Source organism: Candidatus Rokuibacteriota bacterium (assembly GCA_030647435.1).
Taxonomy (GTDB): Bacteria; Methylomirabilota; Methylomirabilia; order Rokubacteriales; family CSP1-6; genus AR37.
Genome location: JAUSJX010000033.1, coordinates 1 through 12,740 on the forward strand (window position 1 = coordinate 1; position 12,740 = coordinate 12,740).

The 12,740-nt window shown below is 69.2% G+C and carries 11 protein-coding genes; 9 read left to right on the forward strand and 2 right to left on the reverse strand.

The genetic code is table 11. The features are described 5' to 3' along the window. Positions 1-191 precede the first annotated feature (191 nt). Positions 192-1,700, reverse strand: coding sequence for a copper-containing nitrite reductase (gene nirK, locus Q7W02_06515; protein MDO8475840.1), 1,509 nt, complete (start codon positions 1,698-1,700; stop codon positions 192-194). 244 nt (positions 1,701-1,944) lie between these two features. Between nirK and Q7W02_06520 the strand changes: the two genes are divergently transcribed. From Q7W02_06520 to Q7W02_06560, 9 genes are all read left to right on the forward strand, one after another. Then, complete coding sequence (locus Q7W02_06520; GenBank protein MDO8475841.1) at positions 1,945-2,103, forward strand: hypothetical protein; 159 nt, start codon at positions 1,945-1,947, stop codon at positions 2,101-2,103. 9 nt (positions 2,104-2,112) lie between these two features. Then, positions 2,113-2,640, forward strand: a complete 528-nt coding sequence (locus Q7W02_06525; GenBank protein MDO8475842.1) for a cytochrome C oxidase subunit II — start codon at positions 2,113-2,115, stop codon at positions 2,638-2,640. Positions 2,641-2,775: 135 nt separating this feature from the next. Further along, on the forward strand, positions 2,776-4,443 hold the full coding sequence (locus tag Q7W02_06530) for a cbb3-type cytochrome c oxidase subunit I (protein MDO8475843.1): 1,668 nt from the start codon (positions 2,776-2,778) through the stop codon (positions 4,441-4,443). Positions 4,444-4,451: 8 nt separating this feature from the next. Further along, entirely contained in the window at positions 4,452-5,921 is a 1,470-nt protein-coding gene (locus tag Q7W02_06535; protein ID MDO8475844.1) for a cbb3-type cytochrome c oxidase subunit I, read from the forward strand. Next, the gene (cyoE, locus tag Q7W02_06540) at positions 5,918-6,784 is read left to right on the forward strand and encodes a heme o synthase (protein ID MDO8475845.1); all 867 of its coding nucleotides are present in this window, start codon (positions 5,918-5,920) and stop codon (positions 6,782-6,784) included. Before Q7W02_06535 ends, cyoE begins: the two co-directional genes overlap by 4 nt. Then, positions 6,781-7,659, forward strand: coding sequence for an SCO family protein (locus Q7W02_06545; GenBank protein ID MDO8475846.1), 879 nt, complete (start codon positions 6,781-6,783; stop codon positions 7,657-7,659). The genes cyoE and Q7W02_06545 overlap by 4 nt, the downstream gene beginning before the upstream one ends. A 4-nt stretch (positions 7,660-7,663) precedes the next feature. After that, a complete protein-coding gene (locus tag Q7W02_06550; protein ID MDO8475847.1) occupies positions 7,664-9,310 on the forward strand; it encodes a hydrogenase iron-sulfur subunit in 1,647 nt (548 codons plus the stop codon). Next, a complete protein-coding gene (locus tag Q7W02_06555) occupies positions 9,307-9,855 on the forward strand; it encodes a hypothetical protein (GenBank protein MDO8475848.1) in 549 nt (182 codons plus the stop codon). Before Q7W02_06550 ends, Q7W02_06555 begins: the two co-directional genes overlap by 4 nt. Positions 9,856-9,916: 61 nt before the next feature. Further along, positions 9,917-10,960, forward strand: a complete 1,044-nt coding sequence (locus Q7W02_06560) for an LLM class flavin-dependent oxidoreductase (GenBank protein MDO8475849.1) — start codon at positions 9,917-9,919, stop codon at positions 10,958-10,960. A 79-nt stretch (positions 10,961-11,039) separates the two neighbouring features. On the opposite strand, the gene Q7W02_06565 is transcribed toward Q7W02_06560, so the two are convergent. After that, the gene (locus Q7W02_06565; GenBank protein ID MDO8475850.1) at positions 11,040-12,740 is read right to left on the reverse strand and encodes an IS1634 family transposase; all 1,701 of its coding nucleotides are present in this window, start codon (positions 12,738-12,740) and stop codon (positions 11,040-11,042) included.

Sequence of the window (12,740 nt, forward strand, 5' to 3'; positions counted from 1 at the left end):
GGCGAGGGGATCGAAACGGCTCCCTCTCCCTCTCCGAGGGAGAGGGTCGGGGTGAGGGTGGCGCATGTGTTCACGCATAATCCGGCTTAGCGGGCCGCTCCCGGGGGCGAGGGGATCGAAACGGCTCCCTCTCCCTCTCCGAGGGAGAGGGTCGGGGTGAGGGTGGCGCATGTGTTCACGCATAATCCGGGTCAGCGGGCCGCCCCCGGGGGCAGCTTGATCTTGGCGCGAGTCGCCGTCACTTCGGCGGCGGTCACCTGGTCCCCCTGGTTGCCCCAGGCGTTGCGCACGTACGTCAGGATGTGGGCGACCTCGTCATCCCGGAGCTGGCTCATCGGCGGCATGACCGAGTTGAACTGCTTGCCGTTGACCGTGACCGGGCCGCTGAGCCCCTTGAGCACGACCTCGATCGACCGCTGCTTGTTCGCCATCAGGTAGTCGGACTTCGCCAGCGGAGGGAACACGTTCGGGAGCCCGTTGCCGTGAGGCTGGTGACAGACCGAGCAGGTGCCCTTGAAGAGCATCTCTCCCGCCGCGATCTGCGTCTTGATGTCGAGGGTGCCCTTCTCGAGCGCGCTGGCGGCGGACGCGATGGCGCCCGACTGGGGCCCGGCCTTTTCGCTGAGGTACTCCACGTCGACCTCCTTGCCGGAGTACACGAGCTTGTTCTCGGGGCCGTCGACCTTGAGCATGCCGAGCGCGCCCTTGTTGAAGGTCCGGAAGATGGAGTGGTCCACGATGATGTAGGTTCCCGGCACCTCGACCTTGAACTCCACGATGGCGGAGCCGCCCGCCGGGATCAGCGTCGTCTGCACGTTCTCCTGATAGCGGGAGCCGCCCTCGGTGTAGACGCGATCGAAGATCTCGCCGATGACGTGGAAGCTGCTCACGAGGTTCGGTCCGCCGTTGCCCACGAACATCCGGATGCGCTCGCCGACCTTGGCCTTGAGCGCCTTGTCGCCCACCAGGGCGCCCTCCGAGCCGTTGAAGAGCACGTAGGTCGCCCGCTCGTCGATGGCCTTCTGCATGTCGAAGGGCTGGGCGCCCTTTTCCCGGTACGCGCCGACGGTGTAGAAGTCGCCCTGCATGATGTAGAACTCGCGGTCGACCTTCGACAGGCCCTGGGGCGGCTCGACCAGGATCAGGCCGTACATGCCGTTGGCGACGTGCATGCCGACCGGGGCCGTGGCGCAGTGGTACACGTACAGGCCCGGGTTGAGCGCCTTGAAGGTGAACTGCGATTCGTGGCCGGGAGCCGTGAAGGTGCTGGTGGCGCCGCCCCCGGGCCCCGTCACGGCGTGCAGGTCGATGTTGTGCGGCATCTTGCTGTCCGGATGGTTCTGCAGATGGAACTCGACGGTGTCGCCCTGGCGCACCCGGATGAACTTGCCGGGCACCTGGCCCCCAAACGTCCAGAAGGTGTACTCGACGCCGTCCGAGATGGGCAGGTTCACCTCGCGGACTTCCAGGTGGACGACCACCTTGGCCGGATCACGCCGGGTTATCGGCGGCGGCACGTCCGGCGCGCTGGTCAGCACTGCCTCGATGGGCGCTCCCGCCTGTGCCGTGGCGGCCGCCGCCGGCTTGGCGGGAGTCCGGCCCTGCGAGGAAGCGTCCTGCGCCGACACCAGAAGCACCCCCACGCCCATGACAACTGCCACCATGCCCAGGAAACCTGTCACGATCGATCGCGGCGCCATACGCTCTCTCCTCTTGCGTTGCCTCAGTCCGGAAGTCGGTGCCGGCGACGATTCGCCGCCGGGGCTCCCTGGTCCCCTTTATACGGGCAATCCAAGAGGCCCGCTATGAGCTAAATCATACGGGGCCGCCGATCTGAGGTTCTTGCGCCGTATGACCTAGGTCATACGCGCCAAACGCGGCCGCGCCCTACCCTCGGCCCAGGTTCGAACTGGCCTCAAACGATTCCGCATGGGAGGGCAGGCCATGGCCGACAAGGAGCAGCGCCCGGGTGAGAAGACGCCGCTGGCGCAGGCGTTCTTCGACAACATCTTCCTTCTGCTGGTGCTCGGTATCACGGTCCCCGTGATCTTCTACACGATCTGGGGACTGCTCGAGATCGCGAGCATCCCCGTTGGAAAGTAGGGGGGCGCCATGAGTCTCCAGCCGCTCACCGGAATCTGGTGGAAGAAGGTCGACAGCAGCGAAAAGGTCTGGGTCGGCATCGCGCTCGTCTGGTGCCTGATCCTGTTCGCCATGATGCCGCTCTGGCATCTCAAGGGCGGGCAGAACCCGTCGTTCAACACGTTCCGCACGACCCCCGACGCCTTCCTGAAGAAGGTCGAGGCCTTCGTCGAGGCCGGGCCCAAGGTCGCCGAGGACAAGGGCCTGCCTGTGATCGCCCCCGACCCGCAAAAGGAGGTCTACATGCTGGGGCGCCTGTGGCAGTGGTACCCGGCGCTCAAGCTCAAGAAGGGCCAGACCTACCGCCTGCACCTGTCCTCGATGGACCTGGTCCACGGCTTCTCGCTCTTTCCCCTCAATCTCAACTTCATGGTCCTGCCCGGCTACGAGTACGTGCTGACCATCACGCCGACCACCACGGGCGAGGTCTTCGTCGTCTGCAACGAATTCTGCGGGATCGGCCACCACCAGATGGTCGGCAAGATAACTGTGGAGTAACTGCGGTGCGAGCTGCAGGACGTCGCGGGGCCGGGGCCCCGCCGTCCGAGGCGAGCATCTAGCGGTGCGAGCTGCAGGACGTCGCGGGGCTGGGGCCCCGCCGTCCGAGGCGAGCATCTAAAGGAGGCGAACATTATGGAAGCCGTCTTCAGAACCTGCGCGCAGACGGGCCTCAAGATCCACAACCAGGCCGAGCGCCTCATCAAGGTCCACGCTGTGGCCGGCGTCTTCGCGATCCTGTTCGGCGGGATCGCGGCCGTCCTCGTGCTGCTGACGCGATGGCCGGCCGTGCACCTGCTCGACCCCACGAGCTTCTACCGGGCGCTGACCTTCCACGGCATCAACATGCTGATCTTCTGGATCATCTTCTTCGAGATCGCCGTCCTCTACTTCGCGGGCCCCATCGTGCTCAGCTGCCGCCTCGCCTGGCCCCGCCTCGGCTGGGCGGGCTTCGGCCTCATGGTGGCGGGCTCGCTCCTGATCAACACCGCGATCCTCGCCGGCCGGGCGGACGTGATGATGACCTCCTACGCCCCGCTCCAGGCCGTGTCGTACTTCTACCTCGGGTGGATCCTCTTCGCGGTGGGCGCGCTGATCGGCGTGTGCAACTTCTTCGCGACCCTCGTGGTCGCGCGCGCCGAGCGGACGTACGAGGGCTCGATCCCGCTCGTCACCTTCGGCGCGGCCACGGCCGCCATCATCGCCGTCTTCACGCTGGCCCACGGCGCCATCATCTACATCCCGACCTGGCTCTGGTCGCTCGGCATCATCAGCTATATCGACCCGGGCATCTACCGCCTCGTGTGGTGGGGGCTGGGGCACGCCTCCCAGCAGATCAACGTTGCCACCATGGTCACCATCTGGTATCTCCTCGCCACGCTCACGGTGGGCGCCACGCCGGTCAATGAAAAGGTCTGCCGCTCGGCCTTCGTGCTCTACATCCTCTTCATCAACCTCGCCTCGGCCCACCACCTGCTGGTGGATCCGCAGCTGTCCCCGGCGTGGAAGATCTGGAACACGAGCTACGGCATGTACCTGGCCGTGCTCGCCAGCATGATCCACGGCATGACGGTGCCCGCGTCGATCGAGGTGGCGCAGCGGCGCAAGGGGCTGACCAAGGGGCTCTTCGAATGGCTGGCGAAAGCGCCCTGGGGCAATCCGGGCTTCGCCGGGATGGCGCTGTCGCTCGTCCTCTTCGGCTTCATCGGCGGGATCACCGGCGTCACCTTCGGGGCGGAGCAGATCAACATCATCTCCCACAACACGCTCAGGATCACGGGCCACTTCCACGCGACCGTGGTCGCCGGCACGACGATCGCCTTCATGGCGCTGACGTACTACGTCCTGCCGCTGATCTTCCGCCGCTACGTCATCTCGCAGAAGCTCGCGACGCTGCAGATCTACCTCTTCGCCATCGGCATGACGATCTTCATCGGTGGCATGACCACGGCGGGCTCCTACGCGATCCCGCGCCGCCACTGGGACGTGCAGTTCGCGACCTCCCAGTTCCAGCCGCCCGTCGAGGCCGCGGCGTTCCTGTTCCTCGGCATCATGGGCGTGGGCGGGCTCTTCGCCCTGGCGGGCGGGGCGCTCTACGTCGTGCTCACCGTGGGCACGGTGCTCTTCGGCCGGCGCGTGCCCGACACGCCGGGCGCGGTGCCGCTGGCGGCCCTGCCCCAGGACAAGGGGCAGCACGTGCCGATCTCCGGCACGCTCGTGCTGGTCTTCGTCTTCCTGGCGTCATTCATCATCTATTACTTCCTGAACTGGAAGTGGCTGGCGGACATCTGGCTGGTGAAGTGAGGCGCGCCGTGACTCCCGAGGCGATCATGCCGGTGCTAGGAAGCGGTCCGGCAATCCTCCTCCGTGGCACGGACGCCGCGCCGACGAGACCCGCCGTCGTGCGCCCCGCCCCGGCGGCGCTCGTTCCCGCAGACACCCGGCGCCTGCTCGTCGGCTGGCTGGGCCTCGCGCTGGCTTCCCTCGTCGTCGCGGGCTTCTTCGCGATGCTGGCGGCCTTCGCGCGGACGCCGGCCGTCCAGATCCTGCCGACGGCAGAGCTCTTCCATCTCTCGCTGACTTCGCACGTGACCTTCGCCTTCACGGTCTGGTTCGTCACCTTCGCCGGCGCGCTGTGGATCTACGCGGCGTGGCGCGCCAACTACCGCCTCTCCTGGTGGGCCTCGTGGTCGGCGCTCTGGCTCGCCGTCGCGGGGTCGGCGGGTCTCGCCGTACCGGCGCTCTCGGCCTCGGGCAAGCCCTACCTCAACGACTATCTGCCGATCATCGACCACCCGTTCTTCTGGGCGGGGCTGGTGCTCCTTGGGATCGGGATGAGCCTCCAGGCAGGCGCCTATCTCGCCGCGTCACTGCCGGTGCTCTTGAGAAGGGGCGGCGCCCGCGCCGCGGACGACTCACCCGAGGCACTGGCCATGGCCGTGGGCGCGGCGGCGACCGTCATCGCCACGGCCGCCTTCGGGATCGCGCTGCTCAGGCTCGACCCCTCGGTGCCCTTCGGCTACCGGCTCCGCGCCTTCGCCTGGGGCGGCGGGCACATTCTGCAGTTCCTGCACGTGGCGGGCATGGCCGCGGCGTGGTTCGTGTCCATCGCGCTCTCCGTCGCCGTCGTGCTGCCGGCGCGGCGCGTCCTGCGCGCGCTGCTCTGGGCGCTCCTGCCTTTCATGATTGCCGCGGGGGCCGCCTACGTCGTGGAGCGGCCCGAGACGCTCCTGATCAACCGGTGGATCACGCTGCTCACATTCGGCGGCCTCGGCGCGGCGGCGGTGCCGGTGCTGCTGATGGCGGCCTCCGCCGCCTTCCGAGCGAAGCGCCCGCTGCCCTGGTCGAGCCCGCTCTTCTCCGGCATGACCGTGTCCTTCGCGCTCTTCGCGATCGGCGGGATCATGGGGCTGATCGGCTTCACCCAGGACACCCGCGTGCCGGCGCACTACCACGGCATGGTCGGCGCCGTCACGCTCGCCTACATGGGGCTGACGCCGCTCCTCCTCGAGATCTGCGGCCGGCAGCCCTGGCGGCAGCGCTGGATGCGCTGGCAGCCGTGGCTGTACGGCGTGGGCCTCCTCGGCATCATGGCCGGCATGCACTGGGCCGGCGGCCACGGGGCGCCGCGCAAGACCTTCGGCTTCACCTGGGCCAACGCCCAGGCGCTGATCGGGCTGAACCTCATGGGGCTGGGATCGGTGCTGGCCATCGCGGGCGGGCTCGCCTTCGTGATCAACATGGGCCTGCCGCTCTTGCGCCGGCGGGAGGGCGCGCCATGATCGCCGCCTACGTCGAATCGCTCAAGCTCCGCGTCGGAACCTTCATCGGGATGGCGGCCGTGCTCGGCTACGTCGGCACAGCGCCGGGCGGGCTGTCGCCCGCTTCGCTCGGCCTGCTCTTCGTCGTCACCGTGATGGCCGCGGGCGGCGCGGGCGCGCTGAACCACTTCCTCGACCGCGACCTCGACGCGCTCATGCCGCGCACGGCGAAGCGCCCACTGCCCTCCGGCCGCATCCGCGGGTGGAACGTGGTGGCGCTCGGGCTCGGCATGGTCGCCCTCGCGGTCAGCGTCGCCCTCTGGCGGCTCAACCGCCTGGTGGCGCTGCACCTCTTCCTGGGCGCCTTCACCTACGTCGTCGTGTACACGATCTGGCTCAAGCGGCGCTCGTGGCTCAACGTGGTCATCGGCGGCCTCGCGGGCTCCTTCGCGGTCATGGCCGGCGGCGCCCTGGCGCGGCCGGAGCTGTGCCTGCCGCCCGTGCTCTTCGCCACGGTGCTCTTCTTCTGGAGCCCGTCGCACTTCTGGTCGCTCGCGATCGCCTACAAGCAGGAGTACGCGGGAGCGCGGATCCCGATGCTGCCCGCGGTCAAAGGCGAGGCGCACGCGGCGTGCAGCATCCTCTTCAACACCGTCGCTCTCCTCGTGGCGAGCGTGCTGCCCTTCATCCTCGGACTCGCGGGCTGGACCTACGTGCTCGTCGGCGTCGTGCCCGGCGGGACTAACCTGCTGCGTCGCAACTTCCTGCTCGTGGACGCGCCGCAGGACCGAAAGCTCGCCATGGCGAACTTCCACGCCTCGAACCTCTTCCTCCTGCTGCTCTTCGTGGGCGTGGTCGCGGACGCCTGGGTGCGCGCGTGGTGAAACGCCTTCTCACCGGTCCCCTCTTCGCCCCGACGCTGATGGTGGCCATCTTCGGTCTCGGGGCGGCGACGGTCGCCTTCCTGCTCTTTGGACCTGGGTTAGCCCCGTGGGCCGACACGCTCCTGACCGCCTGCTTCGGCTGGAATGCCGACACGCGCCGCTACCGGCTCGACGCGCTCATCCTGACGCTGCTGCAGCCGCCGCTCTTCGCCGTCGTGGTCTGGGCTTTCTACGCGGACGAGCTGCGGGCCTTCCTCGCGCGGCGCGGCGGCAGGGTCGTGGCCGTGACGGCTCCGGCGGTCTTCGTAGCGCTGGCGGCATCTTTGCTGGTCACGGGCGAGATCTCGGCATCGGGCGCCGCGCCGACACCGGCCGAGCTCATGAGCCCGCTCCGCCAGGGCCGTCCCGCGCCCGAGTTCGCGCTCACCGACCATCGCGGCCGGCCCGTCTCTCTCGCCGCGCTTCGCGGTCGCCCCGTGGTGGTAACCTTCGTGTATGCGGACTGCCACGCCTCCTGCCCGCTCCTCATCGCCCGGCTCAAGGCCCTCGAGGCGCGGAGCGCCCCTGACGTCGCGTTCATCGCGATCAGCCTCGATCCCCAGCGGGACACACCGGCGTCGCTCGCGGGCGCGGCGGTGCGATGGGAGCTCGGCTCCCGCTGGCACCTCTTGAGCGGGGCGCCGGCATCGGTGAAGGACACGCTCAGCGCCTACGGTGTCCAGTACGCGCCGCTGCCCGCCGGCGAGATCGCCCACGAGAACCTCGTGTTGATCGTCGACCGCCGAGGCCGCCTCGCCTTCACGTACCGGGGGCTCGCGCATCCGGAGGACCGGCAGGCCGCCGACCTTGCGCGCCTCTCAGCTGAGCGCGGGTAGCGTCGTGTACGAGCCCCACGCCCACGAGGCCGGCAACGCGCCGGCCAAGCCGGACGGGCGCGCGACGCCGCTGGGGCTCGCGCCGGTGCCGGCGGCGGCGCTGCCGTTCGCCATCTTCCCGACACCCGCCCGCCCGCGCGAGCCCGTCCACCGGCGCTGGCTCCTGCGCGTGGGCACCGCGTGGCAGTGGGCCGAAGTAGCGCTCGACCGGCTCGTCTCTCCGCCGCTCAACCCGCTCTACCACACGGGCACGATCGCGATGTTCTCGCTGGCCGTCGCTCTCTTCACCGGGATCTACCTCTTCCTCTTCTACCGGGTGGGCGTGGACGCCGCGCACCGCTCGATCGAAGGCATCATGGCCCAGCCGTGGGGGATCGGCTCGCTCACGCGCTCGCTCCATCGCTACTCGTCCGACGCGGCCATCCTGGCGGCCGTCCTCCACGCGTGCAAGATGTTCCTCAACGATCGCTTCTGGGGGGCGCGCTGGATCGGCTGGGTGTCGGGGCTCGGGCTCCTGGCGCTCGTCTGGATCACGAGCGCGACGGGCTACTGGCTCGTCTGGGACGTGCAGGCGCAGGTCCTCTCGCTGACCGGGGCGAAGCTCCTCGACGTGCTGCCGGTCTTCGGCGAGCCGCTGGTGCGCACCTTCCTCGACTCCTCGCGCATCCAGAACTTCCTCTTCTTCCTGATCCTGTTCATCCACATCACGATCCCGTTGCTGCTCGGCGCGATGTACTGGCTGCACGTCATGCGGCTCAGCCGCGCGCGCTTCATGCCGCCCCGGGTCGTCCTCTGGGTCACGGGCGCCGCGCTCCTCATCGCGAGCATCGTGCGCCCCGCGCTCTCGGGCCCGCCCGCCGATCTCAGCCGGCTGCCCGGCGTCGTCGCCATCGACTGGTTCTATTTCTTCTACTTCCCGCTGACCGATCTCGACCCGCGCTGGGGCTGGGCGCTGACGCTGGGCGTGGGCGCCGTGCTCTTGGTCTTGCCGTGGGTGCTCAGGGGCGTACCGCCGGCGCGCGCACGGGTCGAGAACATCGCGTGCACCGGCTGCACGCGCTGCTGGAAGGACTGCCCCTACGAGGCCATCGTCATGGTGCCGCGCCACGACGGCACCCGCTACAAGCAGACGGCCGTCGTCAACCCGGCCAAGTGCGTCGGTTGCGGCATCTGCGTCGGCGCCTGCGACTCGGCGGGGATCCTACTCGGCGACCAGCCGGTGAGCCTGCTCGGCACCGCCGTCACGGCGCGGCTCAAGGCCGTCGCCGCGCCGGGCGCGGACGCGCCCGTGCTGGTCTACGCGTGCAGGCTGATGCGCCGGTTCGCCGACCGTCTCGGACCCGACGGCTCGCTCCCGGAATTGCCGGGCGTGGCCCTCATGGGCCTGCCCTGCGTGGGGACGCTGCACCCGGACATGATCGCGAAGTCGCTCGAGGCCGGCGCGGGCGGCGTCTTCGTGGCGGGCTGCGTCCCCGAAGACTGTCCGTACCGGGAGGGCAGCCTCTGGCTGGCCGAGCGGCTCAGCGGCGCGCGACTGCCGGCGGCCAAGGACTTGCCCGCGGATCGGCTGCGCGTGCGCTGGTACTCGCCGGTGGAGACGGCGCGCTTCGTCAACGACGTGCGCGCCTTCCAGCAGGAGCTGCCGCGATGAGCGCGCCCGTCCTCGAAAGCCGCCGTCCGTCCGTCGTCAGGCTCGCAGGCTTCGCATTGCTGCTCACGGCGGTCTCGCTGGGGCTCGGCGCCTTTTCGGCCTTCCCCTGGACGGGCTCGGACCCCGGCGCGGCCGTGGTGCGCATCGCCTTCAAGCATGTGGCGGCATTCGAGCACGCCGGTCCCGCGCGCTCGCAGGAGGAGATCGACAAGCTCCCGCGGCACATGCGCCCGACCAGCCCGGAGCGCGCTCAGACGGGCCGCCGCGTGGACACCCAGCTCACGGTGGCCGTGAATGGGCGGGTGCTTCTCGTCCACCACTATCGCCCCGGCGGCCTGCGCCACGACGGCCCGACCTTCGGCTACGAGGAGCTGGCGGTGCCGCCGGGGCGCCGGCTCGTCGAGGTGACGCTGGCCGACCGGCAGCCCGAAGGCGCGCCGGAAGGCTCGGGCCGGCGGTGGCAGCTCAAGGAAGAGGTGGACATCGCGCCCGGCCGGGCGCTCCTCGTCGAGTTCTCGGAAGACAGCGGGCTCAGCGTTCGCTAGCCACCCGCGCGTTTGACTTGGCTCGCTCCCCGGTTTAGGGTGCCGCGTGGGAGGCGTCTCTATGCGATTTTCGACCCAGAACCTTTTGTCCCTCCGCGAGGGGCAGACCCATGCGCAGGTCTTCGCCAACACGCTCGACGAGTGCCGCTTGGCCGAGGAGCTCGGCTTTCACACGGTGTGGCTCGCCGAGCACCACTTCTCCTCATACGGCATTGCGCCGTCGCTGGCCGTGCTGGCGGCGGCGCTGGCGCGCGAGACCCGCCGCGTGCGCATCGGCACCGCCGTGGTCGTCGCGCCCTTCGCCCACCCGGTGCGTATCGCGGAAGAGTGGGCGATGGTGGACATCCTTTCCGGAGGCCGGCTCGACTTCGGCATCGGGCGCGGCTACCAGCCCGCCGAGTTCCGCGGGCTCGGGATCTCGATGGAGAAGACGCGCGAGCGCTTCGACGAGATTCTGGAGGTGATCCGCCGCGCGTGGACGGAGGAGCGCTGCACGTTCGAGGGCGAGTTCTACCAGGTGCGCGATCTCTGCGTGCTCCCGAAGCCCGTCCAGAAGCCCCACCCGCCGCTCTGGACCGCCGCCGTCTCCCCCGACACGTACACGCTGGCCGCCAAGCGCGGGCTCAAGATCCTGACCTCCCCCGCCTTCACGCCCTTCGACATCCTGCGCAAGAACTACGACGCGTACCGCCAGGCCTGGCGGGAGGCACAGGGCACCGATGCGGGCGCGGACATCTGCCTCAACAAGATCATTCACGTGGCGGAGACGTCGAAGCAGGCGCGCGAGGACCTGCGCGAGCCGATCCGCTGGTTCTTCCAGACGCAGGCGGGGCTCATCGCGGACGAGACGGGCGTCCCGCCGGAGCAGTACAAGTTCTACCGCCGCGTGCGCGAGAACCTACTCTCGCTGAGCGAAGACAAGGCGCTCGACCAGGCCGCCATCGCCGGCGACCCGGAAGAGGTCGCCGACAAGATCCGCCAGCACCAGGAGGCGCTCGGCATCGACTTCATGATGGGCGCGTTCTCACGCGGCGGCCTCGCCCACGACAAAGTCCGGCGCTCGCTCAAGCTCTTCGCAGAGAAGGTGATGCCCCGCTTCGCCTAATCTGAAGTTCCTGCGTCACCTTAGCGAGATTGGTCGTTGATTCGTGGAGATAGCTCACAGACGGCCTGCAGGGTTCTGTCTACACCGTGATCGTCTTGAGCAGGTCGTAGGCGCGTTGCTGGGTGGGGCTTGGCGTGGTGACGATCTCAAAGGTCGGCGCCTCGGGTCCCGCGCTGCGCTGGCGGCAGACGTTCCGGACAATGCGGCTGAGCTCCTTCAGCAGCGTCGAGAAACTGTGGACGGGCGTCCCGTCGTCCAGGACCTTCCGGTGGACTTTCCGCAGGGCCGCCGGCGAGCGTGTGGCTGGGGCCACCGGATCGCGGGTCTGCTTGGCCGCGAGATCTTCGTCGCTGAACAGCAGCGGGCGCCACGCTTCCCGCATATGCCACTCGACGTAGTAGGCCAGCATGCAGAGGAAGATATGGGCGCGCACCCGCGGCTCGAGTCGGTGACGGATAGGCCGCACCTTGAGGTCGATCGTCTTCAGCGAGCGGAAGGCGCGTTCCACGTCGCTCAGCCGCTTGTAGTGGCGCACCGCATCCGCGGCGTCGAGACGCTCGGACGGTACGCTGGTCCGAATCATGTAGAGGCCGTCCAGCGCCGCTTCCGCGGCGACCCGTGCCTCGTCGATCTGGAAGTCGAAGCGGTCGTCCTGGATCTCAAGCTGGACGTGCTTGGCGACCTTGTACTTGTTGACGACCTTGCCGACCCGCACGCCGATCGCGTCACGCCCCCGGAGCCTGCCCCGCGCGACCATGCCGCGCACCTTCTCGAGCTCCGTGCCGGTCGCGGCCAGCAACGCCTGCCGCTTGTGCGCCCGGAGCTTGGCCAACCCGGGATTCCGGCAGGCCACCAGCCGTTCGCCGGGAAAGTCGGGGTGGCTCAGCTCGAAGAGGTTGCGCTCATCGAAGAGCCCGAGCTGCACGTGGCCCTCGGCCACCAGGGCGCGAATCGCGCCGGTCTTGAGGGCCGTGATCCAGTCCACGCCCGCGAGGGCCTTCAACGCGGTGATCTGCGTCTGCGAGATCATCCCGCGGTCGCCCACCACCACGAATTGCTCGATCCCAAACCGCTCGCGGACCCGCTCGACCTCCGGCAGCAGCGTTGGCGGATCACCCGTGTTGCCCTTGAACACGGACACCGCCACCGGGCAGCCCCGGGCATCCGTGAGCAGCCCGTAGTTGACCTGGAGCTTCCCCCGCTTGCCATCGCGGTTGTGGCCGAAGGCGGCCAGCGGGCAGGTGGTGCCCTCGAAGTAGCTCGACGTCAGGTCGTAGAGGACGAACCCGCCGGGCCGGAGGTGGCGCGCGGCCAGCTTCTGCTCGATGCGGTCGTGCCGCGCGAGCAGCCAATCCATCGCTTCGTAGAGCGCGTCCTCGTCGGCGTCGCTGACGCCGAGGTCCGCGGGCAGCGTCGTGGTGTGCCACCATCGCGTCGTGGCCAGCTTGCTGTCGGGTTCGAGGATCCGGCTGGCGACCATCGCCACGACGAGCGCTCGCTCGCGGGAGGGGCGCGCGGCGATGAGCGTGTCGAAGCCCACGCGCTGCATCGTGGTGCGCACGGCCTGCACGTGGCCGTGGTGCGCGGAGGCGACCACCTCAAAGAGCGCGTCGACGGGCGCGAGCGGTTCGTCTCGCAGCAGCCGGCGGAGGAGGTCGACTTTCTGCGCCGACCACTTGGTGAGGTTGGCCAGGGTGCGGTTCTTGACCGTGCCGCCCTCCCGATAGCCCTCGCGCAACAGGATCGCCGGCGGCGAGCCCCGGTTCGGCACGGTGGCGAT